The 20,652-nt window shown below is 68.5% G+C and carries 22 protein-coding genes; 12 read left to right on the forward strand and 10 right to left on the reverse strand.

Features of this window, described 5'->3' with window-relative positions; all coding sequences use genetic code 11:
• Positions 1–22 precede the first annotated feature (22 nt).
• Entirely contained in the window at positions 23–1,858 is a 1,836-nt protein-coding gene (glsA, locus tag VMT40_RS07585) for a glutaminase A (protein WP_326357277.1), read from the forward strand.
• A 5-nt stretch (positions 1,859–1,863) separates the two neighbouring features.
• Here the strand turns inward: glsA and VMT40_RS07590 are convergent, their stop codons facing one another.
• Positions 1,864–3,357: a UbiD family decarboxylase gene (locus VMT40_RS07590; RefSeq protein WP_326357278.1), complete on the reverse strand. Its 1,494-nt coding sequence runs from the start codon at positions 3,355–3,357 to the stop codon at positions 1,864–1,866.
• Between the two features lie 26 nt (positions 3,358–3,383).
• A complete protein-coding gene (locus tag VMT40_RS07595) occupies positions 3,384–3,950 on the reverse strand; it encodes a UbiX family flavin prenyltransferase (protein ID WP_326357279.1) in 567 nt (188 codons plus the stop codon).
• Positions 3,951–4,014: 64 nt separating this feature from the next.
• Between VMT40_RS07595 and VMT40_RS07600 the strand changes: the two genes are divergently transcribed.
• The 5 genes from VMT40_RS07600 (at position 4,015) to VMT40_RS07620 (ending at position 7,182) form a co-directional block, all read left to right on the forward strand.
• The gene (locus VMT40_RS07600) at positions 4,015–4,941 is read left to right on the forward strand and encodes a LysR family transcriptional regulator (protein WP_326357280.1); all 927 of its coding nucleotides are present in this window, start codon (positions 4,015–4,017) and stop codon (positions 4,939–4,941) included.
• Between the two features lie 92 nt (positions 4,942–5,033).
• Positions 5,034–5,459: a DUF1707 SHOCT-like domain-containing protein gene (locus tag VMT40_RS07605; protein ID WP_326357281.1), complete on the forward strand. Its 426-nt coding sequence runs from the start codon at positions 5,034–5,036 to the stop codon at positions 5,457–5,459.
• 9 nt (positions 5,460–5,468) lie between these two features.
• Complete coding sequence (locus tag VMT40_RS07610; protein WP_326357282.1) at positions 5,469–5,651, forward strand: hypothetical protein; 183 nt, start codon at positions 5,469–5,471, stop codon at positions 5,649–5,651.
• A 70-nt stretch (positions 5,652–5,721) separates the two neighbouring features.
• Positions 5,722–6,792 (forward strand): hypothetical protein, encoded by a 1,071-nt coding sequence (locus VMT40_RS07615; RefSeq protein WP_326357283.1) that lies wholly within the window; start codon positions 5,722–5,724, stop codon positions 6,790–6,792.
• A 42-nt stretch (positions 6,793–6,834) separates the two neighbouring features.
• Complete coding sequence (locus tag VMT40_RS07620) at positions 6,835–7,182, forward strand: hypothetical protein (protein ID WP_326308303.1); 348 nt, start codon at positions 6,835–6,837, stop codon at positions 7,180–7,182.
• A gap of 1 nt (position 7,183) precedes the next feature.
• On the opposite strand, the gene VMT40_RS07625 is transcribed toward VMT40_RS07620, so the two are convergent.
• Positions 7,184–7,795, reverse strand: a complete 612-nt coding sequence (locus tag VMT40_RS07625) for a DedA family protein (protein WP_326357284.1) — start codon at positions 7,793–7,795, stop codon at positions 7,184–7,186.
• A 109-nt stretch (positions 7,796–7,904) separates the two neighbouring features.
• Here VMT40_RS07625 and VMT40_RS07630 point away from each other — a divergent pair, with 109 nt between their 5' ends.
• Together VMT40_RS07630 and VMT40_RS07635 are read left to right on the forward strand one after the other, a co-directional pair.
• Positions 7,905–8,480: a TetR family transcriptional regulator gene (locus tag VMT40_RS07630; protein WP_326357285.1), complete on the forward strand. Its 576-nt coding sequence runs from the start codon at positions 7,905–7,907 to the stop codon at positions 8,478–8,480.
• Complete coding sequence (locus tag VMT40_RS07635; RefSeq protein ID WP_326357286.1) at positions 8,477–9,673, forward strand: NADH:flavin oxidoreductase; 1,197 nt, start codon at positions 8,477–8,479, stop codon at positions 9,671–9,673. Before VMT40_RS07630 ends, VMT40_RS07635 begins: the two co-directional genes overlap by 4 nt.
• Here VMT40_RS07635 and VMT40_RS07640 read toward each other — a convergent pair whose 3' ends face one another.
• Positions 9,674–10,885 carry a pyridoxal phosphate-dependent aminotransferase gene (locus VMT40_RS07640; RefSeq protein ID WP_326357287.1) on the reverse strand — a complete coding sequence of 404 codons (1,212 nt, stop codon included), beginning with the start codon at positions 10,883–10,885 and terminating at the stop codon, positions 9,674–9,676.
• Between the two features lie 93 nt (positions 10,886–10,978).
• Between VMT40_RS07640 and VMT40_RS07645 the strand changes: the two genes are divergently transcribed.
• Positions 10,979–11,548, forward strand: a complete 570-nt coding sequence (locus VMT40_RS07645) for a winged helix-turn-helix transcriptional regulator (protein WP_326357288.1) — start codon at positions 10,979–10,981, stop codon at positions 11,546–11,548.
• 78 nt (positions 11,549–11,626) lie between these two features.
• Positions 11,627–12,310 carry an SIMPL domain-containing protein gene (locus VMT40_RS07650; RefSeq protein ID WP_326357289.1) on the forward strand — a complete coding sequence of 228 codons (684 nt, stop codon included), beginning with the start codon at positions 11,627–11,629 and terminating at the stop codon, positions 12,308–12,310.
• Positions 12,311–12,317: 7 nt separating this feature from the next.
• On the opposite strand, the gene VMT40_RS07655 is transcribed toward VMT40_RS07650, so the two are convergent.
• The 3 genes from VMT40_RS07655 to VMT40_RS07665 all read right to left on the reverse strand — a co-directional run bounded on the left by VMT40_RS07655 (position 12,318) and on the right by VMT40_RS07665 (position 16,759).
• Complete coding sequence (locus VMT40_RS07655) at positions 12,318–13,127, reverse strand: hypothetical protein (protein ID WP_326357290.1); 810 nt, start codon at positions 13,125–13,127, stop codon at positions 12,318–12,320.
• A gap of 126 nt (positions 13,128–13,253) precedes the next feature.
• Entirely contained in the window at positions 13,254–14,771 is a 1,518-nt protein-coding gene (locus VMT40_RS07660) for a class I SAM-dependent RNA methyltransferase (protein ID WP_326357291.1), read from the reverse strand.
• Positions 14,768–16,759: an APC family permease gene (locus VMT40_RS07665; protein ID WP_326357292.1), complete on the reverse strand. Its 1,992-nt coding sequence runs from the start codon at positions 16,757–16,759 to the stop codon at positions 14,768–14,770. The genes VMT40_RS07660 and VMT40_RS07665 overlap by 4 nt, the downstream gene beginning before the upstream one ends.
• Before the next feature lie 220 nt (positions 16,760–16,979).
• Between VMT40_RS07665 and VMT40_RS07670 the strand changes: the two genes are divergently transcribed.
• Complete coding sequence (locus tag VMT40_RS07670; protein WP_326357293.1) at positions 16,980–17,645, forward strand: potassium channel family protein; 666 nt, start codon at positions 16,980–16,982, stop codon at positions 17,643–17,645.
• Between the two features lie 2 nt (positions 17,646–17,647).
• A complete protein-coding gene (locus VMT40_RS07675) occupies positions 17,648–18,322 on the forward strand; it encodes a potassium channel family protein (RefSeq protein WP_326357294.1) in 675 nt (224 codons plus the stop codon).
• A 99-nt stretch (positions 18,323–18,421) separates the two neighbouring features.
• Here the strand turns inward: VMT40_RS07675 and VMT40_RS07680 are convergent, their stop codons facing one another.
• From VMT40_RS07680 to VMT40_RS07690, 3 genes are all read right to left on the reverse strand, one after another.
• On the reverse strand, positions 18,422–19,003 hold the full coding sequence (locus VMT40_RS07680) for a sigma-70 family RNA polymerase sigma factor (RefSeq protein WP_326357295.1): 582 nt from the start codon (positions 19,001–19,003) through the stop codon (positions 18,422–18,424).
• 307 nt (positions 19,004–19,310) lie between these two features.
• The gene (locus VMT40_RS07685; RefSeq protein ID WP_326358519.1) at positions 19,311–19,907 is read right to left on the reverse strand and encodes a DUF3159 domain-containing protein; all 597 of its coding nucleotides are present in this window, start codon (positions 19,905–19,907) and stop codon (positions 19,311–19,313) included.
• A gap of 239 nt (positions 19,908–20,146) precedes the next feature.
• Positions 20,147–20,539 carry an OB-fold nucleic acid binding domain-containing protein gene (locus VMT40_RS07690; RefSeq protein ID WP_326308319.1) on the reverse strand — a complete coding sequence of 131 codons (393 nt, stop codon included), beginning with the start codon at positions 20,537–20,539 and terminating at the stop codon, positions 20,147–20,149.
• Positions 20,540–20,652: the final 113 nt, after the last annotated feature.

Consider the following 20,652-nt stretch of genomic DNA (forward strand, 5'->3'; position numbering starts at 1 on the left):
TTACGCCGGTTACAGTGGCTCGGTGGTCCCCTCCGGCGGCGTCGTGGCCCGCATCGTCGACGAAGTCTACGAGTTGTGCCGGGCCGACACGTCGGGAACGCTCGCCGACTACATTCCCGAACTCGCGGCGGTGCAACCCGATTCGTTCGGCATCTGCCTGGCTACGGCGGACGGACGGGTGTACGGGAGCGGAGATCTGGACACCGCCTTCACGATTCAGTCGATCTCCAAACCGTTCACGTACGCGCTGGCCCTGGCCGATCGCGGGCCCGCGGCGGTGGCGGAACGCATCGACGTGGAGCCGTCCGGGGAACCGTTCAACGAAATCAGTCTCGACCCCAAGACGCAGCGGCCGCGCAATCCAATGATCAATGCCGGGGCCATCGCGGCGGCCTCGTTGATCAAGGGCACCGATGCGGCCGACCGGTTTGCCCGAATTCGGCGGAGCTACAGCCGATTCGCCGGACGTGAGCTGAGCTTGAACGAGGCCGTCTACGCCTCCGAGGCGCGCACCGGATACCGCAATCGGGCGATCGGGTTGCTGCTGCGTGGCGCGGGGATCATCGACATCGATCCGGACGAGGCGGTGGACCGCTACTTCCGGCAGTGTTCGATCGACGTCACCTGCCGCGATCTGGCCATGATGGCCGCGACCCTGGCCAACAATGGCGTGAACCCGCTGACCCGCGAACGCGCGCTGACCCGGCCGCTGGTCGAGCACGTGCTCTCGGTCATGACCACCTGCGGCATGTACGACTCGGCGGGCGACTGGGTGACCACCGTCGGGCTGCCCGCGAAAAGCGGTGTGGGCGGCGGGATTCTGGCCGTGCTGCCCGGACAGATCGGCATCGCCGTGTACTCGCCGCGCCTGGACCCGCACGGCAGCAGCGTGCGCGGCGTCAAGGCCTGCCGCGAACTCTCCGACCGCCTCGGCCTGCACTTCCTGCACGTGACCCGCGCCGCCCACACCGCAATCCGCGCCGCCTACTCCGTCGCCGAGGCACCCTCCCGCCTGCGCCGCGACAGCGACGAACTCTCCGTCCTGCACGAATTCGGCGACCGCGCCCGCATCTTCGAACTCCACGGCGACCTGCTCTTCGCCGGTGCCGAATCCACGGTCCGCACCGTCGAGGAGACCGCCGGGACGCTCGAGGCGCTGGTGCTGGATCTGCGCGAGGTCGGGGACGTGAGTCCGATCGCCATCCGCATGCTCAACGATCTCGAGGCCGAACTGGCCGCGGCGGGTTGCCGGGTGGCCCTGGTCGATCCGGACGCCAAACTCGGCCACCAGTTCTCCAGCCTGGTCCCCGACGACCCGCGCGGCCGCGTCTTCATCGACCGCGACTCCGCCACCGAATGGTGCGAACAACTCATTCTCGACCGGCACCGCCCGCCCGGCCAGGAATGCCCCGCCGCCCTGACCATCGACGAGCACCCGGCCCTGGCCGATATGCCCGACGACGAACGCGCCCGCCTGGCAAAGGAATTCGAGACCCGCACCATTGCCCGCGGCGAGCTCATCGTCCCCCGCGACAGCCCCCGCTGCGGCCTGTTCCTCATCCTCGACGGCCGTGTCCGCTTCACCTTCACCGACCGCGACAACCGCCGCCACCGCCTCATCACCCTCACCCCCGGCATGTCCTTCGGCGAAACCTCCATGCTCGCCGACATGCCCTACGCCAACGACGTCTACGCCGAAACCACGGTCCGCCTGGCCGTCCTCCCCCCGGTGAAATTCGACGAACTCACCAGCCAGGCCCCCGAAATCAAACTCGCCCTGCTGGAACGCCTCGCGGCCGCCGCCTACACCCAGGCCGATGCCGCCGTGCGCGCGGTCGCGGCGCACGGCGGCATCTGACCGGATCAGCGGTAGCCGTAGGCCTGCCAGTTGTCGAGCACGCGCTGCTGGATTTCCTTGGGCCAGCCGTTTTCGAAGCTGCCCTTCACCGGGCGGCGGCCCTGCGGGAAGTGGTCGGCCAGCAGGCAGTTGTAGATGACCTTGCCCGCCTTGAAGCTGTGCGACTCCTCCGGCGAGAGGTAGACCGCGAGCTGGTCGGAAACGGCGGGCGGGTAATGGAATTCGCCGCGATCGACATCCGGATGGGAGCGGGTGGCGAAGGCCCATACGACCTCGTCGAGGTTGGTGATGTCGACGTCGTCCTCGACGACCAGGATCTTGGGGGCGTTCACCGACGGTTTGCCAGTGAAGATGATCTTGGCGATCTGGTCGACCAGTTCGTGCGAGCCGAGGCCGGTGGTCTCGTGCCAGTCCTGCTTCACCGCGAGGGTCAGCCAGTGCACGGCGGCCTCGAAGTTGTACCAGGCCGAGGAGATCGGGAGTCCGGCCTGGCGCAGCAGGTAGAGGATTTCCGCGGCGCTGGTGGTGCCGATGATGGTGTGGTCCTCTTCCACCGGCGGTCCCGCGGCCACGGTCGGCTGGATCGCGCCGTCACGGTAGGTGATGGCCGAGACGTGGAAGACCTGCTTGGGGCTGGCCTCGGTGGCGTTGTAGCCGGGGAATTCGTTGAACGGGCCCTCCATGACCGTTTCGTCGAGGGCGATATGGCCCTCGATCACGATCTCGGCGGTGGCGGGAACCAGCAAATCGACGGTCTCGGCGGGGACCAGTTCCAGGCCCTCACCGAAAAGCGCGCCCAGGAAGTGGGTTTCGTCCTCGCCCTCGGGAATCGGCATGCCACCCACCCACGGCAGGCCCGGCTCCACGCCGATGGCCAGGGCGATCGGCATGGGCTTGCCGATCTCGGTCCACTTCGAGCGGATGATGCCCAGATGCTGCGGCCCGGGGATCAGGCAGGCCAGGGTGTTGCGGTCGTGGATCATCATGCGGTTGATCGACCAGTTGGTCCACGAACCGTCCGGGGTCTTGACGATGTTCATGCCGTACGTCTGGATGTAGCGGCCGCCGTCGTTGCCGTGCAGCTTCGGGGTAGGGAACACGAACAGGTCGATGTCGTCGCCAAGCTTGATGTTCTCCTTGCACGGCGCGCTCGCGCGGTCCACCACGACCGGCGGAATGCCCGGCTTGGCACGCGCGTCGGCCAGCGCCTCGACGATCTGCTGACCGCTGGCCTCGGCGGGCAGACCCAACGCCAACGCGATTCGCGCGAGCCGATGGGCCGGGCCCGACAGCGCACCGGGCGCGCCCAGCACGCGGAATCCGCTGTCCTGGTAGTCGGTGATATTGGTGAACAGCGGAGCGGGGGCCTTCAGATCGTAGGAGCGACGAATGATCGCGCCCAGCTCCATGTTCCAGTCGACCTCCTTGGTGATCTCCTGGATCTCGCCGATCGCGGTGAGGGCGTCGATGAACTCGCGCAGGCTCTTCAAGTGGGCCACAGGTTCTTTCACTTCCTTCGGTCGGTCTACTCGCCCCAGCGGGGCAGTTCGGGCACCTCGATGCCCAGCAGGTCCAGGGCGCGCCCGGCGGTGTGGTCGACGATGTCCGACACCGATTCCGGGTTCAGGTAGAAGGCGGGCACCGGCGGCATGACGATGCCGCCCATCTCGGTGACCGCGGTCATGGCGCGCAAATGCGCCAGGGTGAGCGGGGTTTCGCGGACCATGAGCACCAGTCGGCGGCGCTCCTTGAGGGTCACGTCGGCGGCGCGGGTCAGCAGGTTGTCGTTATTGGCGTACGCGACCGCCGACAGGGTGCGAATCGAGCAGGGGGCCACGATCATTCCCGCGGTCCGGAACGACCCCGAGGCGATGGCCGCGCCGATATCGGCGGGCCGGTAGGTCACATCCGCCATCGCCGCCAGATCCGCCGCGCTCAGCTCGGTTTCGTAGGCGCGGGTCTGCTGCCCGGCCGGGGTCACCACCAGATGCGTTTCCACCCCGGCCTTGCGGGCCAGTTCCAACACCCGCATCCCGTAGGCGATCCCGGTCGCCCCGCTGATCCCGACCACCAAACGCCGCACGTCACTCACGGCTTCAGCATCGAATATCCGCCGGATGGCCATCAACGGCGAAATCCGGAAAGATCGATAAGCAATGCTGATCGAAGACCCTGCTCGCGAAACTCGCGTCGACCCCACCGAATTGGAAGCCTTCGTGGTGCTGGCCGAGGAGCTGCACTTCGGGCGCACCGCGGCCCGCCTGGGTCTGTCGCAACCCCGAGTGAGCCAGTTGATCCGGAGCCTGGAGCGGCGCATCGGCCGGAGGCTGGTCGAGCGCACCAGCCGCCGGGTCGCGCTCAATCCGCTGGGTGAACACCTGCTGGCGCGCGTCCGGCCCGCCTTCGCCGACCTGCAGCGCGCGCTGACCGAAACCCGCACCGCCGCACGGGGATTGCGCGTCGGATTCCTCGGGCCGTACGGGTCCACGCTGGACGAGGCGCTGGCCGTGTTCCGGGCCCGGCACCGGGACTGTCCGGTCACGCGCATTCAGGTCGCGTGGACCGATATCCATGGGCCGCTGCGGCGCGGCGAGGTGGATGTGCAGATCTGCGTGGCCCCGGTCGAACAACCGGATCTGACGGTGGGTCCGGAGCTGGCGGTGTTCCCGCGGCTGTTGGCCATCGCGCGCAGCCATCCGTGGTCGACGCGGGACAGCATCGATATCGAGGAGCTGGCCGACCTGCGGGTGATCGCGCCGCACCCGGACGTGAGTCCCGAATTCGCGCGCGGTTTCTGGCCACCCGCCACCACGCCGTCCGGCCGCCCGATTCCGCATGCCGCGCCCGCCCGCACCGAACCCGAGATGCTCTCGGCCGTCGCCCACAACAACGCGGTGTTCGCCACCACCACCGCCATGCCCAGCTACTTCACCCATCCGGAAGTGGCGTTCGTGCCGCTGACGGGTCTGCCCGCGGCCCGGGTGCTGCTGGTCTGGCGGTCCGACAACGATCATCCGCGCGTGGCCGAATTCGCAGCGCTGGCCGCCGAACACCGCGCGGCGGACATACGTCAGCAGGCGTAGCGCGGATTACGCCGACGGGTGTAGGCGCGCCGCCGAAAACGCGCCTACGCTGGCGGACAACGAGATTCCCTTCCTCCCATGAGGCGGATGTCATGACCGATTTCGACCCCGCGGTCTACGGACCGTCCGATGTCCGCGTCGGCACCGCGGAACGCGAGCAGGCCGCCGCGGCGCTGGGCGAGCACTTCGCGGCGGGCCGCCTCGACGTCAGCGAATACGACGAGCGGGTGGGGCGGGCGTACGCCGCCAAGACCGCGGGTGAGTTGGCGGCGCTGTTCGGGGACCTACCCCGGCCGCAGCCGCCCGCGCCGCAGGTCCTCGCGCCGACACCGGTTCCGGCGCCGCGGCGGGCGCTGCCGTACGCGCCGATCGGGGTGGCGGCGATTCTGGTCTTCGGCATCACCTTCGCGGTGGCGACCCACTTCTTCCCGTTCTTCCTGTTCCCGGTGCTGTTCTTCGCATTCGTTCGCGGTCGGCGCGGGTTCGGGCCGCGTGGGCCCCGGTACTACCGGATCTAGGGTGGATTCGTGGGTGTCATCGGCGAACTGTTCCCCGGCAAGAAGCTGGAAGACGACGGCAGCGAGAGCGGCGACGGGCAGACGCACCGGCCGCGGCTGGCCATCGATCTGGATGCCGGTGTGATCAAGCTGTCCCCCTCCCCCGCCACCCCGCCCGACACGGATCCGGAAACTCCCGCCTCGCAGGGCTAGAGCGCAGCCGCTAGGGTGAGCCGCGACAGGCCGAGGAGTCTCGGCGGGCCGGGTGCGAGGGTGAAAACACGTGACGGACAACCATGATCAGTGGTCGAATCCCTATGGTTCCGCGAATCACGGTGTAGCGGGTGGATATCCGCCGCAGGCCCCGTACCAGCAGCCCGCGTACCCGGACCCGGGGCAGGCATGGGGGCAGCCGGTGCAGCAGGGCTGGGGACAGCCGGAGCAGGGCCAGCAAGGGTGGGGGCAGCCCGCGTATCCGCCGATCGACCCGAATCAGCCGCAGGGCTATCAGCAGCCGGGTTACCAGCCGACGCAGCAGTTCTATCCCGGGCAGGCCGACCCGAATTTTCCTGGGCAGCAACCGGTTCCGGGTTACGGCCGACCTCCCGCGCCGGGCGGACCGAATCGGACGTGGCTGATTCTCGGTGCCGTGGCGGCGGTGCTCGTGCTGGTCGGCGGCGGCATCGCGGCCTACGCGCTCACCCGCGACGATTCCGGTAGCACGTCCGCCGCGCCCACCAGCACCGCGGGCGCGCCCCCGACCAGCAAGGGCGGCAATCCGTCCACCAGCAAGGGCGGCAGCCCGTCCCCGACCCCCTCCGGCTCGAAGCCGGGCGGCCGCACCGTGGTCGCCCCGGCCCTGGGCATCAGCTACGACGTACCCGCCGGGTGGACCATCTCCGCGCCGACCCAAACCTCCACGCAGTCCGGGGCCGACGGCGTGCTCATCGGGTATGCCAGGTCCAGCGAGGGCGACAACTACTGCCCCGGCTCGGCCTTCCGCTCCCTGGCCTTCGTCGCCCAGCTCCCCGGCACCGATCTCGGGGCCGCCGCCACCAAGGCGGCCAAGATCGCCATCGAGGGCGGCTACGACGACCCGACCGGCGGCAAGCCCGGCGCGCCGGTAGCGGTGACCACCACCAGCGGCATGACCGGGCAGCAGGTCGAGACGTCGGGTCCGTGGAAGCCGACCCAGCCCGGCTGCACCACCAACGGATACTCCGTCTACACCTTCGCCTTCGCCGGTCCCCGCAATGCCACCCTGGTCATGACCGTCCTCGCCGACCGCGGCACCACCGGTGAGCTCCCGGCCGACCAGGCCAAGCAGATGATCGCCAGCCTGCGCACCTCCTGACGCGGCCAATCCGGTGCCGCGGCAGATCAATAGAATGATCGAATGCCGCTCGTCGAGGTGACCTACAAACCGGAGCTACCCGAGACCGTGCTGCGCGAGCTCGGCGAATGGCTGCCTCACCTGGTGTCCACGGCGGTCGAGTGCCCGGAGGAGCCGTACGACGGCGACCTGCAACCCGGTGACGTGGAGATCCGCTTCCGACCGCTCGGGGAGTTCGATCGCTCCGGCATGGATCTGGTGATCGAGGTGCGGTCGAAGTACTTCGCGTCGCGAGCGGAGAACCGGCAGGAGCGCTGCGATCGACTGCTCGCCGACATCGAAAAGTTCGTGGACGCGAATATCGGTGTCTACCTGACACTTCCGGTGGCGGCGTGGGCGCAGAGCGAGTAGCTCACTCCTGCCCGGCACTGCGGTGGCGGTGCCATTTCCAGTAGATCAGGGCGAGCACGGCGACGATCGGGACGATGATCATCAGGTCGGAGTCGATGCGCTTCAGGATGGCCGTGAAGGACTGGCCGACCAGGTATCCGGCGAGCACCAGCACCGAGCCCCAGATGATCGCGCCCGCCGCGCTGGCCACCACGAACCGGCCGTACGACATGGGCGACATCCCGACCAACTGCGGCAGCATGGTCCGAAAGAACGTGCTGAACCGACCCACCAGAATCGCCCAGCCGCCGTGCCGCTGCAGGAAATCCCCTGCGCGCGTGAGGTTGTCGCGATAGCGGTTGAAGATCGCCCACTGCAGCATCCGGGTCCCGTACGCGCGCCCCAGCCAATACCCGATGCTCGCCCCGACCACCGCCGACACGATCACCAACACCAGCGTGGTGGCGATCCCCACATGCCCTTGGCTGGCGGCAACACCCGCGAGGATGGCGGCGGTATCCCCCGGAACCAGCAGCCCGAACACCATGGCCTCCTCGGCGATGACCAGCAGCGCCACCACCACATAGGTCCAGATCGCCGGAAAGCTCAGTACCCGCTGCACGACCTCGTCCATGCGCTGACGCTAACCGGCCACGCTCTCTCGAAGGGGTAGACACACTCCATCTACCACCGTTTTCAATCAATGATTGAAATGATGTTTGAAACGTGTTTCACTGCTGGGCATGGTTGAGAAGGTGGCGGCCGGGACGCGGGAGCGGTTGCTCGCGGCGGCCGAGAGGCTGCTGTTGACCGAGCCCTACGACGAAGTGTCCGTGCGGGCGGTGTGCGCGGCGGCCGGGGCCAATCCGGCGGCGGTGCACTATCACTTCGGGTCCAAGGAGGCGCTCGTCGGTGCGCTGATCGAGGATCGGCTGGGGCCGCTGTGGGCCGAGGGGCTCGCCGGAGCCACCGGCGGGCGGGAATCGGTGCCCGCGGTGGTGGACACCATTCTCGCGCCGTTCCTGGAGCTGGCCGCGGATCCATTGGGGCGCTTGCATCTTCGACTGCTGGCCCGCTTCGTGCTCGGACGCCACCTCACCTCGTGGCGCGGCCCCTGGTTCCGCATGGATTCCTGGGCCAAGCTGCTACCCGAACTCGCCCCGGCCGAGGCCAAGCGGCGCTGGATGCTGGCCTTCGACCTGATCATCATGCGGTTCGGCACCCCCGAGATCGAGGAGCACGGGATGCCCGGACCGGCGCTGACCGCCCTGCGGGACTTCGTGGTGGCCGGACTCACCGCACCGGGAGAACAACGATGAACGACATCTTCGCACCCGCCCGACTGGGCCCGATCACCTTGCGCAACAGAGTGATCAAGGCCGCCACCTTCGAAGGCCGCACCCCTGACGCACTCGTCACCCCCGAGCTGATCGACTTCCACCGCGAGGTCGCGGCGGGCGGCGTCGGCATGACCACGGTCGCCTACTGCGCGGTCGCGCCGGGCGGGCGCACCGACCGGCACCAGATCTGGATGCGCCCGGAAGCCATTGCGGGACTGCGGGAATTGACCGACGCGGTACACGCCGAAGGCGCGGCGGCCAGCGCGCAGATCGGGCACGCGGGGCCGGTGGCCAATGCCGCCTCCAATCGCGCCCCCGCGCTCGCACCCAGCAAGCTGTTCAGCCCCTTGAGCATGCGGGCCATGCGCGTTCCCGACGACGCCGAGATCCGGGAACTCATCGCGGCCCACGCGAAGGCCGCGCTGCTGGCCGAGCAGTCGGGCTTCGACGCGGTCGAAATCCATTTCGGCCACAACTATCTGGTGAGCTCGTTCCTGAGCCCCCTACTCAACCGGCGGCGCGACCGCTGGGGCGGCTCGCTGTCCAACCGTGCCCGCCTCGCCCGCGAAATCGCCCGCGCGGTACGGGAAGCCGTGGGCGACCGCCTCGCGGTGACCGCCAAGTTGAACATGGAGGACGGCCGCCGCGGCGGACTCACCGTCCCCGAGAGCGTGCAGGTCGCCGCCTGGCTCGAGGCCGACGGCGCGCTCGACGCCCTCGAATTGACCGCTGGCAGTTCACTTCTCAACCCCATGCTGCTCTTCCACGGCGAGGCACCCCGCGCCGAATTCGCGAAAGTCCTCCCCACCCCCGCCCGCCTGGGCTTCCGCGCCGTCGGCCGCGCCTTCCTGAAGGAATACCCCTACCGGGAGGCCTTCCTCCTCGACCGCGCCCGCCAATTCCGCCGCGAACTGTCCATGCCGCTCATCCTCCTCGGCGGCATCACCAACCTCGACACCATGAACCTGGCCCGCGCCGAGGGCTTCGACTTCGTGGCCATGGGCCGAGCCTTGCTGCGCGAACCAAACCTCTTGCAGCGCATCCAATCCGACGCCACCACCCGCTCGGCCTGCGTCCACTGCAACAAGTGCATGCCCACCATCTACACGCGCACCCGCTGCGTGTTCCGCCCCGACCGCTCCCCGATCGACCTGGACGGAACCATCGGCTGACTACTGCTTGTAGGTGGCCAGGAAGCGGCCGATGCGTTCGATGATGGCTTCGAGTTCGTCGGCGTGAGGCAGGGTCACGAGGCGGAAGTGGTCGGGGCGGGGCCAGTTGAAGCCGGTGCCCTGGACGATGTGGATCTTCTCACGCAGGAGCAGGTCCAGGACGAATTGTTCGTCGTCGTGGATCTGGTACATGTCCAGGTCGATGCGCGGGAACACGTACAGCGAGCCCTTCGGCTTCACGCACGAGATGCCCGGGATGGCATTGAGGGTCTCCCACGCGCGGTCGCGCTGCTCCCGCAGGCGGCCGCCGGGCAGGGTGAGGTCGTAGATGCTCTGGTATCCGCCCAGGGCGGCCTGAATCGCCTGCTGCGCGGGGACATTCGCGCACAGCCGCAGCCCGGCCAGCATGGTCAGGCCCTCGAGATAGTTCTCGGCGTGCTCGGTCGGGCCCGAGACCACCATCCAGCCACCGCGGAATCCGGCGGCCCGGTAGGACTTGGAGAGCCCGGAGAAGGTGAGGCACAACAGATCCGGGGCCAGCGCGGCGGTCGCGGTGTGGGTCAGGCCGTCGTAGAGGATCTTGTCGTAGATCTCGTCGGAGAACACCACCAGGTTGTGGCGGCGCGCGATCTCGAGCATCTCCTTCAGCACGTCGGGGGTGTAGACCGCGCCGGTCGGGTTGTTCGGGTTGATGATGACCAGCGCGCGGGTGCGGTCGGTGATCTTGGACTCGATATCGGCCAGGTCCGGCATCCAGTCCGCGCCCTCGTCGCAGAGGTAGTGCACCGGTCGCCCGCCATTGAGCGCGGTGGAGGCGGTCCAGAGCGGGAAATCCGGTGCGGGAACGAGGACTTCGTCGCCGTTCTCCAGCAGCGCCGTCATGGCCATCATGATGAGTTCGGAGACGCCGTTGCCGAGGAAGACCTCCTCGACATCGACCTCGGTGAGCCCGAGGGTCTGGTAGTACTGCACCACCGCGCGCCGCGCCGAGAGCAGCCCCTTCGAGGACGAGTAGCCGCTCGAGGCGGGCAGGTTGCGCACCATGTCCTGCAGCAGTTCCGCGGGTGCCTCGAAGCCGAAGGGCAGCGGGTTGCCGGTATTGAGCTTCACCACGTGATGCCCCTCCGCCTCCAGCCGCGCGGCGTGCTCGGCGATCGGCCCGCGAATCTCATAGGACACGCCCGCCAGCTTGCTCGACTGCTTCACCTGCATGAACGACCCCTTCTCGGTGTGGTTGCCGCACACTCTACTTGGAATTTCCAAGTTTTCACTTTGTTTTTCCAAGTTCTTGGTTACAGTGGGGTCGTGCCACGCCGAAGCTACGACCACTACTGCACCGTCAGCCGCGCCCTCGACATCGTCGGCGACCGGTGGAACCTGTTGGTGGTCCGCGAATTGTGTTCGGGCCCGCGCCGATACAGCGATCTGTTCGCCGACCTGCCGGGCATCAGCACCGACGTGCTGGCCGCCCGGCTCAAGGACCTCGAGCGTGACGGGATTCTCACCAAGCGCCGCGTCGGGCCGCGCGCGGGCACGGCCGTCTACGAACTCACCGACTCCGGCGCGGCCCTGCGGCCGGTGCTGGACTCGCTGTCCGTCTGGGGCACTACACAACTCGGCGAGCGCCGCGCCACCGACGCCGTGCGCGCGCACTGGTTCGCGCTGCCCCTCGGGCACGCCATCGCCGAACGGATACCCAGCGGCACCGCCACGATTCACATCGGGGACACGGTCTTTCACTACGTGATCACCGAATCCGGCATCACCCACCACGACGGTCCGGCCGAACAGCCCGACCTGGTACTCCGGCTCGATCTGGCCGAGGCCACCGAGATCGCCGCCGGAACCCGCGCGCTCCCCGACCCGGTGGCCTGACCGCGCGGCACGGGCGGCGGGTCCGCGGGCGTCGGTAGCATCGGCTGGGTTGTGCCCATCCGATCGAGGAGGAAATCCGTGACCAGCGATAACGCCATCGGCACGATCACGATGATCGGATCCGGGAGCGCCAGTGCCACACCCGACATCATGCGGGTGAACATCTCGGTGGAGACCCGGGCGGACACGGTGGCGGCGGCCTACGCGCGGGCCGGGCAGCGGGCCGACGCGGTGATCGGGGCGCTGCGGGCGGACGGGGTGGCCGGGCGCGACATCAATACCAGCGGGCTCACGGTGCGGGCGGACACCGTGTGGACCGACGGGAATCGCGAGCAGTTGGTCGGATATATCGCCGGAACCTCGCTGACGGTCACCCTGCGCGATATCGCCACCGACAAGGGCGAGGCCAAATCCGACGAGACCGGTCCCGCCGCGATCATTGCCCACGCGGTCGACGCCGGTGGCGACGATGTGCGACTCGGCGGGCTGACCCTCGCGGTCGCCGACGAGGAAGCCCTCATGGTCCGTGCCCGCGACGCGGCCTGGGATCACGCCCTCGGCAAGGCCGAACAGTACGTCTACCGCGCGAGCCGCACCCTCGGCCCGGTGGTCGAGATCACCGAGAACATCTCCGGGCCCGTCCCCCAACCCCGAATCGCCTTCGCCGCCAACAAGGTCGGCGGCTACGCCGAATCCATCCCGGTCGAACTCGGCGAAAGCGAACTCTCCACCACCATCCGGGTCACCTGGCAACTCGTGTAGGCAATCGTTAGAGGTCGACGCGGGCCAGCAGCGCGGTGGCGCGGACCAGGGTGAGTTGGATGCGGAAGCGGGTGGCGTCGGGGCGGGTTCGGTGGGGGTGGGGATCGGAGACGACCATGGTGCGCAGGTCGTGGAGCAGGCGGGTGCCCTCGGCGACGGTGAGGCGGCCGGTGTCGACCAGGTGGCGGACGTTGCCGGTGGCGTCGAGGTCGCCGGTTCCGGCGGCGTAGGCGGTGATGTGTTGCAGGGCCGAGCGGAGGCGCTTCTCGCAGGGTTGAAAGCGCTCGCGCTCATGGTGTTTGAGCGCCTGGCGCAGGTCGGCGAGGGCCGCCTGCTGGCCGCGCACCTCCAGCTCGGTCGCCAGCAGGTTCAGCTGCTCTTCTAGTCGAATCGGCAGGTAGGCGGTGGGTTTCAGGCGACATCGCACCCCGCCGTCCTGGCCGATGACCCCGGCCCGGTCGATCTTCATCTGATAGCCGTCCACCAGCAGCGCCTTGCGCAGGCCCGGCATCCAGCCCGGAAGATGCTTGCGCGCCAACGACTCCCCTTGCAGGAACCGCGCCACCGTCACCTCGACCAGATCCAGCAGCGCGCGATCGGCCTCGGCGTTCCCGCCCAGCGCCGCCTGCCGCGCCCCGAACACCGGCGTCACCAACCGCCCCCAGTAGCTGTCGGCGTTCACCCACAGCTCACCCCGATACTCCGGCCGCTTGAGATCCACCCCCAACAGCAGCGCCTCGAGCGAGTGAAACCTCGACTGATCCCCGTAGATCAGCTCGACCACCGACGCCAACGTCGGATCCGACAACGTAGTCACGAGCATCCATCTTTACGCACCGCCAACCCCCTGTCCCCCAACCCATCCCACAGGGCAAGATCAGGGAGCTCTCAGCGTGGGGAATCGGACAAAATTCCTCGGTGAGAGCTCCCTGATCGTGAAGAGTCAGCGCTCCAGTGCTGCGATGCACTCGACGTGATGAGTGCCCGGGAAGGCATCGAAGACTCGCAATTCGACGGGTCGGTAGCCCGCCGCGCGGTACAGGCCGATGTCGCGGGCGAAAGCCGCTGGGTCGCAACCGATGTGGATGATTCGGCGCGGGGAACGCTCACCCAGGGCGTTGATCACGTCCTTGCCCGCGCCTGCGCGCGGCGGGTCGAGGACGACGACATCCGGTGCGGTACTCGGCTGTTCGACAATCCACCGCTCGACCCGCTCCGCACGCAGGTCCACCCACGGCAGATCCCGCAGCGCCACACGGCCTTCCGCGACCGCGCTCCGAGCGAACTCGACCCCGTGCACCGCCCCGGCCTCCCCCACCTGCTCGGCCACCCGAGCCGCGAAAACCCCCACACCGCAATACAAATCCCAGGCCAGCGCCCCGGGCGCGGCCTCGGCCCACTCCGCGACCACATCGGAATAACACTGCGCCGCACCATAATGCGGCTGCCAGAACCCGGTCGCCGACAACTCCCACCGACGCCCCGCCACATACTGCACGGCCCGCCCGGTCCCCTCGACCACCCGCTCCTCGCGCACCCCATGGGCGGCCGCGCGCCGAGCAGCGGTACTGCGCCGATCACCCCCGCGCCCTCCGGCACCGCGTCCGCGATCCCGTCCAGCACCACGGCCACGCTGACCCCGACCCCGCTGACCGCCCTCCTCGGCCTCAGCGGGCGCGACCTCGACAATATGCCGCATCCCGTCACCATCAACGGCCACAACAAGATCGGCCCCGGGCGTCCACTTCCGCTCCGCGATCCCCGCCATGGCCCCCGCCATGGGTTGCGGGCACCGCAAATCCGCGACCACCTCGGTACTCCGATACCGATGCACCCCGGCCCGCCCGTCGGCATCGACCGCCAACCGCACCCGACTCCGCCACCCGGAGGTATACCCCGCCGCTGAAACCCGGCTCCCCACCGCCACTTCGGCCGCGTCGGTACCGGGCCGGGCGATCAAGCTGCTCGCCAGATGTGTGGCCACGCCGCCGATTCGCCCCGGCGCTGCACCGGCGGGCATGGCGTCATCGCGCCCGCCGGGGCGTGAGTCCTGTTGCGCCACCACGCCGCTCGGCAGGCCGAAAGGGATGGGGATCGGCTCGACGGTGAAGTCGGGTTCCCAGTTGGCGAGGCGGCGGAGTTGGTCGGCCACGACCTGGCGCTTGAGGTCGCGTTGGGCTGCGGGGGTGGCGAAGGTGAAGTCGCAGCAGCCCGCGCCGCCGGGGCCGGAGACCGGGCAGGTGGCGGGGACGCGGTCCGGGGAGGGCTCGAGGATGTCGATGGCCTCGGCGCGGCAGAAGGAGCCGCCGCGGTCCTCGGTGACCTGGGCGCGGACGAGCTCGCCGGGGAGGCCGTGGCGGACGAACAGCACGCGGCCCTCGTGGCGGGCCACACAGAAGCCGCCGTGGCCGGGTGGGCCGAGGCGGACCTCGAGAATCTGGCCGTACCAGTCGGAGCTCACGATTCGTCCCCGAAGCCGCGACGGACATAGCCGGGGGCATTCACGACGCGGGCGGCGCGGGCCTTCCCGGCCGAAGACGACAGCTGCCACGGGACGCTGGTCACCATGACGCCGGGCTCGAACAGCAGACGGCCCTTGAGCCGCAGCGCACTCTGGTTGTGCAGCAACTGCTCCCACCAGTGACCGACCACGTATTCGGGGATGAACACCGTCACCACGTCGCGCGGGGAATCCTTGCGCACGCGCTTGACGTAATCCACCACCGGCTTGGTGATCTCGCGATACGGCGATTCGATCACCTTGAGCGGCACCGCGATATCGCTGGCCTCCCACTGGCGCACCAGCGCGCGGGTGTCGGGCTCGTCCACGTTCACCGTGATCGCCTCGAGCGTGTCGGGGCGGGTGGCGCGCGCGTAGGCGATCGCGCGCTTGGTGGGCATGTGCAGCTTGGACACCAGCACGATCGAATGCGTGCGGCTGGGCAGCACACCGTCCCAATCGGTCTCGTCGAGCTCCCGCGACACCGTGTCGTAGTGGCGGCGAATGAGTTTCATCAACCCGAAGATGGCCGTCATGGTGACGATCGCGATCCACGCGCCCGCCAGGAACTTGGTCACCAGCACGATGCCCAGCACGGTCGCGGTCATGGTGAGGCCGATGGCGTTGATCACCCGCGAGCGCTTCATCCGCGCCCGATGCGAGGGATCGGTCTCGGTGCGCAGCAGGCGCGTCCAATGCCGCAGCATGCCGGTCTGACTCAGCACGAACGACACGAACACACCCACGATGTAGAGCTGGATCAGCCGCGTCACCTCCGCGCCGAACAGCACCACGAACGCGATGGCCGCACCGGCCAGGAACAGGATGCCGTTGCTGAACGCCAGCCGATCACCGCGGGTGTGCAGCTGCCGCGGCAGGAAACGGTCCTGCGCCAGAATCGAACCCAGCACCGGGAACCCGTTGAACGCGGTATTGGCCGCCAGCACCAGGATCAGCGCGGTGACGATGGTGATGAAGTAGAAGCCCGGCTGGAAGCCGGAGAACACCGCGCCCGCCAACTGCGCCACCAGGGTCTTCTGCTCGTATCCCGCGGGTGCGCCGATCAGATCGGAGCTGTTGTGCGCGTAGACGATGCCGACCTTCTGGGTGAGCACGATCATGCCCATGAACAGCGTGATGGCGATCGCACCGAGCAGCAGCAGCGTGGTCGCGGCATTGCGGGACTTGGGTTTGCGGAACGCGGGCACACCATTGCTGATCGCCTCGACACCGGTCAGCGCCGCACAGCCGGAGGAGAACGCGCGCGCGATCAGGAACACGAACGCCAGCCCGGCCAGATGGTTCTCCTCGGCCTTGAGCCCGAACCCGTAGGACTCCGCGTGCACCGACTGCCCCAGCACCCCGATCCGGGTGAACCCCCAGATCAGCATGATGAACATGCCGATCATGAACGCGTAGGTGGGAATCGCGAAGGCCGTACCGGATTCCCGCACACCGCGCAGGTTGATGGCCGTGAGAATCACAATCGCCACCACCGCGAACAGCACCTTGTGGGTTGCGACGAACGGCACAGCCGAGCCGATGTTCGAGGCCGCCGACGAAATCGACACCGCCACGGTGAGCACATAGTCCACCAGGAGCGCGCTGCCGACGGTCAATCCCGCGGTGGGCCCGAGGTTCTTGGTCGCCACCTCGTAGTCGCCGCCGCCGGACGGATAGGCGTGCACGTTCTGCCGGTAACTGGCCACCACCACCGCCATCACCAGCGCGACCGCCAGACCGATCCAGGGCGCGTAGGCGTAGGCCGACAGCCCGGCCACCGACAGCACCAGGAAGATCTCCTCCGGCGCGTAAGCCACCGATGACAGGGCGTCCGAGGCGAAAACCGGGAGCGCGATTCGCTTGGGCAGCAGCGTGTGCCCGAGTGAATCACTGCGGAAAGGGCGGCCGACCAGCATGCGCTTGGCGGCCGTCGTCAACTTCGACACTCCAGGCAGCATAAGGCAGTGCGCGACGCCCCGCGTCCACCGCGCGACCGACGGGGTGGTCGGTCGTAGGGTGGCGGAAGAGGGACGTGAGCTTTTTCCGATTCGGTTTGAACTCCTTCCGGAGGGGGAAAATGCCCGCAGTGAAACTCGAGCGGTACGGTTGCGACCCGAACAAAGCAACCAGACCGCACAAAAGGTTTTCGGGAATGGGGTTCGAACGGTGTATGTGGTGATCATGGGCTGTGGGCGGGTGGGATCCTCGCTCGCTCGGGCCCTTGTCCGCATCGGCCACGAGGTCGCGGTGATCGATCAGAACTCGAGCGCCTTCCTGCGGCTGGGCCGCGATTTCCCGGGCCTGTGCGTCACCGGCGTCGGCTTCGATCGAGATGTGTTGACCCGCGCCGGAATCGAACGCGCCGGGGCCTTCGCCGCGGTGTCCTCCGGCGACAACTCCAACATCATCTCCGCCCGCGTGGCCCGCGAGACCTTCGGCGTCGAGCGCGTCGTGGCCCGCATCTACGACGCCAAACGCGCCGCGGTCTACGAGCGGCTGGGCATCCCCACCATCGCCACCGTGCCGTGGACCACCGACCGCTTCCTGCGCACCCTGATCGCCGATCAGTCCACCACCACCTGGCGCGACCCCACCGGCACCGTCGCGGTCACCGAGATCGCGCTGCACGAGGATTGGTACGGCCACCCGGTGCACGCGCTCGAGGACGCCATCGGCGCGCGGGTGGCCTTCATCATCCGTTTCGGACAGGGCGTGCTGCCCAACGGCAAATCCATGTTGCAAGCCGACGACCAGGTCTACATCGCCGCCACCTCCGGCAGCGTCGGTGAAGCCGTGGCGCTGGCCGCGAATGCCCCTGCGCGGGAGGTCTGATCATGAAGGTAGCCATCGCCGGGGCCGGTGCCGTCGGACGCTCCATCGCCCAGGAACTCCTGCGCGGCGGCCACCAGGTCATGCTGCTGGAACGCCGACTCGACCACATCGACCCCACCAGCGCGCCCGCCGCCGTGTGGACCCACGCCGACGCCTGCGAGCTCGAGACGCTCGAAGAGGCCGGGCTGGAAACCTACGACGTGGTCATCGCCGCCACCGGCGACGACAAGGTGAACCTGGTCTTCAGCCTGCTCGCCAAGACTGAATTCGGAGTCGGGCGAGTGGTGGCGCGCGTCAACGATCCGCGCAACGAGTGGCTGTTCGACTCGTCCTGGGGTGTGGACGTGGCGGTGTCCACGCCGCGCCTGCTGGCCTCGCTGGTCGAGGAGGCCGTGTCCGTCGGCGATCTGGTGCGGCTCATGACGCTGCGGCAGGGTCAGGCCAACCTGGTCGAGATCACCCTGCCCACCGATACCCCGTTGGCGGGCAAGGCCGTTCGCACCCTCGCCCTGCCGCGCGATGCCGCCCTGGTGACGATCCTGCGCGGCGGGCGCGTCATCGTGCCGCAGGCCGACGATCCCCTCGAAGGCGAGGACGAGCTGCTGTTCGTCGCCTCCGTCGAGGCCGAGGACGATCTGCGGAAGGCGCTCGGCGTCAACGGCTTCGGCAACGACTGACACGACTGGGCAACGACAGAAACGACTGTGGGCCGGGCGCACTCCCCAGTGCCCGGCCCACTTCTCGTCCAGCTCATCGTCGAGCAATCCCCCGACCGATCAGGACGCCGCCCGTAATTCGGCCCGCAGCCGGTTCAGCGCGCGGTGCTGCATGACCCGCACCACGCCCGGGCTGGTGCCGATGGCCTCGGCGGTCTGCGCCGCGGTCCACCCCAGCACGATGCGCATGACCAGCACCTCGCGGTGGGTCGAGGACAGCACCTGCATGAGATCCCGTGCCGCGCGCCGGGTTTCCATGGCCAGCGCCCGCTCCTCGGGTCCCGCCTCGTTCATCGGCGCGTCCGGGAACTCCGCCACCGGGTAGGCCGGGTGCAGTTGCGCCCGCCGGAAGGCATCGGCGACCTTGTTGGCCGAGATGCCGTAGACGAAGGCCAGGAACGACTTGCCCTGATCCCGGTAACGCGGAATGGCCTGGACGGTCGCCAGGCAGATCTCCTGCGCCACATCGTCCGCGGTCACGTGCAGGTGACCCGCGCCGCTCATGCGCGCCGCGCAGTAGCGGCGGACGAGCGGATAGACGATCTTGAGAATTTCGGAGACCGCGTCCCGGTCACCGGCCGCGGCCGGACCGATCAGCTTCTCCAGTTCCGCTGCGGCGCGCCGGGACTCCGACGTCGCCACACTGCTCGTGCTCTTGCTTCCCCGCCCCGCCGGGTGCCGGCGCGAGGCCTGAGTCTGCACCGCGGTCCCGGGCCCCTCGCCCCGTTCCTGCGCTGCCACTGCCTTGCCGTCGGTAACCAACTCCACGATCCTTTCTCCGTAGGTGCTGAGAAAGATCGTGCTCGCGGTGGGGGCCCGGAAATAGGTACCCCAGGGGTGGGTTGGTCACCCCCTTACGGCCCCCAATGGCCCCGAAGGTGTTGCGCCCTGGGCTTTTACCGCGATAAGTGCCCGAATGCGGCCAACCGGCCAGCAGACCGAGTGGTATTTATGCGGTGGATTCGGTGGATTCGGCCGCCTGCGACGGCAGATGACCCGCCTTGCGGACCGCCCAGAAGGTCACCAGCGCGGCCACCGCGGTCAACGGCCACCCCATGCCGATGCGGGCCGCCGCCAGCAGGCCCGTGCTGTTGGAATCGTAGAGGTGGTTCTGCACCAGGTAGCGCGCCACGAACACCAGCGCCCACACCGCGGTCGCGATGTCGTAGAGCCGCATCGCGCGCCGGTCGGACCGCCAGCCCGTGCCGTGGCCGTTGAGCGCACCCCAGATCACGCCCGCCAACGGCCAACGCACCACCAGGGACATGAGGAACGCGCCGCCGTAGATCAGGCTCGCGTAGATGCCGAACAGGAAGAAGCCCTTGGCCTCACCCATGCGGTAGGCGATGAACGCGCACACGCCCACACCCAGGAAACCCGAGATCGCGGGCTGGATCGGACCGCGACGTGCCAAGCGCCACACCAGAATCGCGGCGGCCACACCCAGCGACGCCCAGATGGCGGCGGTCAGCCCGCGCAGCGAATTCACCGGCACGAACACCAGCACCGGCAGCGAGGAGTAGATCAGGCCGCTGATGCCGCCCATCTGCTCGAGCAGCGTCTGCTCGGGCTCCTCGTCCGCCTCGGGGTCCCCATCCACCTCGGAGGCCAGGGCGGCGCGCTCGGCATCGACCAGGGCCTGGGTGTCCTCGTCCAGCAGCGCGCGATCCAGGCGCAGGGGCGGCTGGTCACCGATCACGGCGTCGAGTTGCACCGTCGGTGGGTCGAAAGCCTCGGTCGATCCGCGGCTCTCGTCGCTGCTGCTGTCGGTATTCGGCATGAGTGTCAGGAGTTCCCGCGGAGTTCGTAGTAGGGGTTGAAGATCACCTTGCCGCCGTCGCGTTCACCGACGCGGCCGCGGACCAGGATACGACGCCCCGGCTCGATTCCCGGAATGCGACGCCGACCGATGAACACCAGCGCCACACTGTCGGTCCCGTCGAAGAACTCCGCCTCGACCTCCGCGCCCGCGGATCGGGGACAGGCCTCGACGCTGCGCAATCTGCCGAGCATGGTGACCTCTTCACCGCGTCGACACTCCGATGCCCGACACGCGCCCGACGCCTCCGACGTCTCGGCGAGTTCCTCGGCATCCAAACGATCAAGGTCCTCGGTCAGGCGACGGCTGAGCCGTCGAAAATAGCCTGACGGGGTGTCCTTCCCACCCGCGGATGGCATTTCGCACGCTCTCCTGTAGAGCTCGACGGCGTGGGTCTCACGTCGTTCCTTTTCCTTCCACGACGTCCCGGTGGTTTGCCACCCGGCCGCCCATGGCCGTACAGGGCCACTGT

This window comes from Nocardia sp. CDC160 (assembly GCF_035818795.1).
Taxonomy (GTDB): Bacteria; Actinomycetota; Actinomycetes; order Mycobacteriales; family Mycobacteriaceae; genus Nocardia.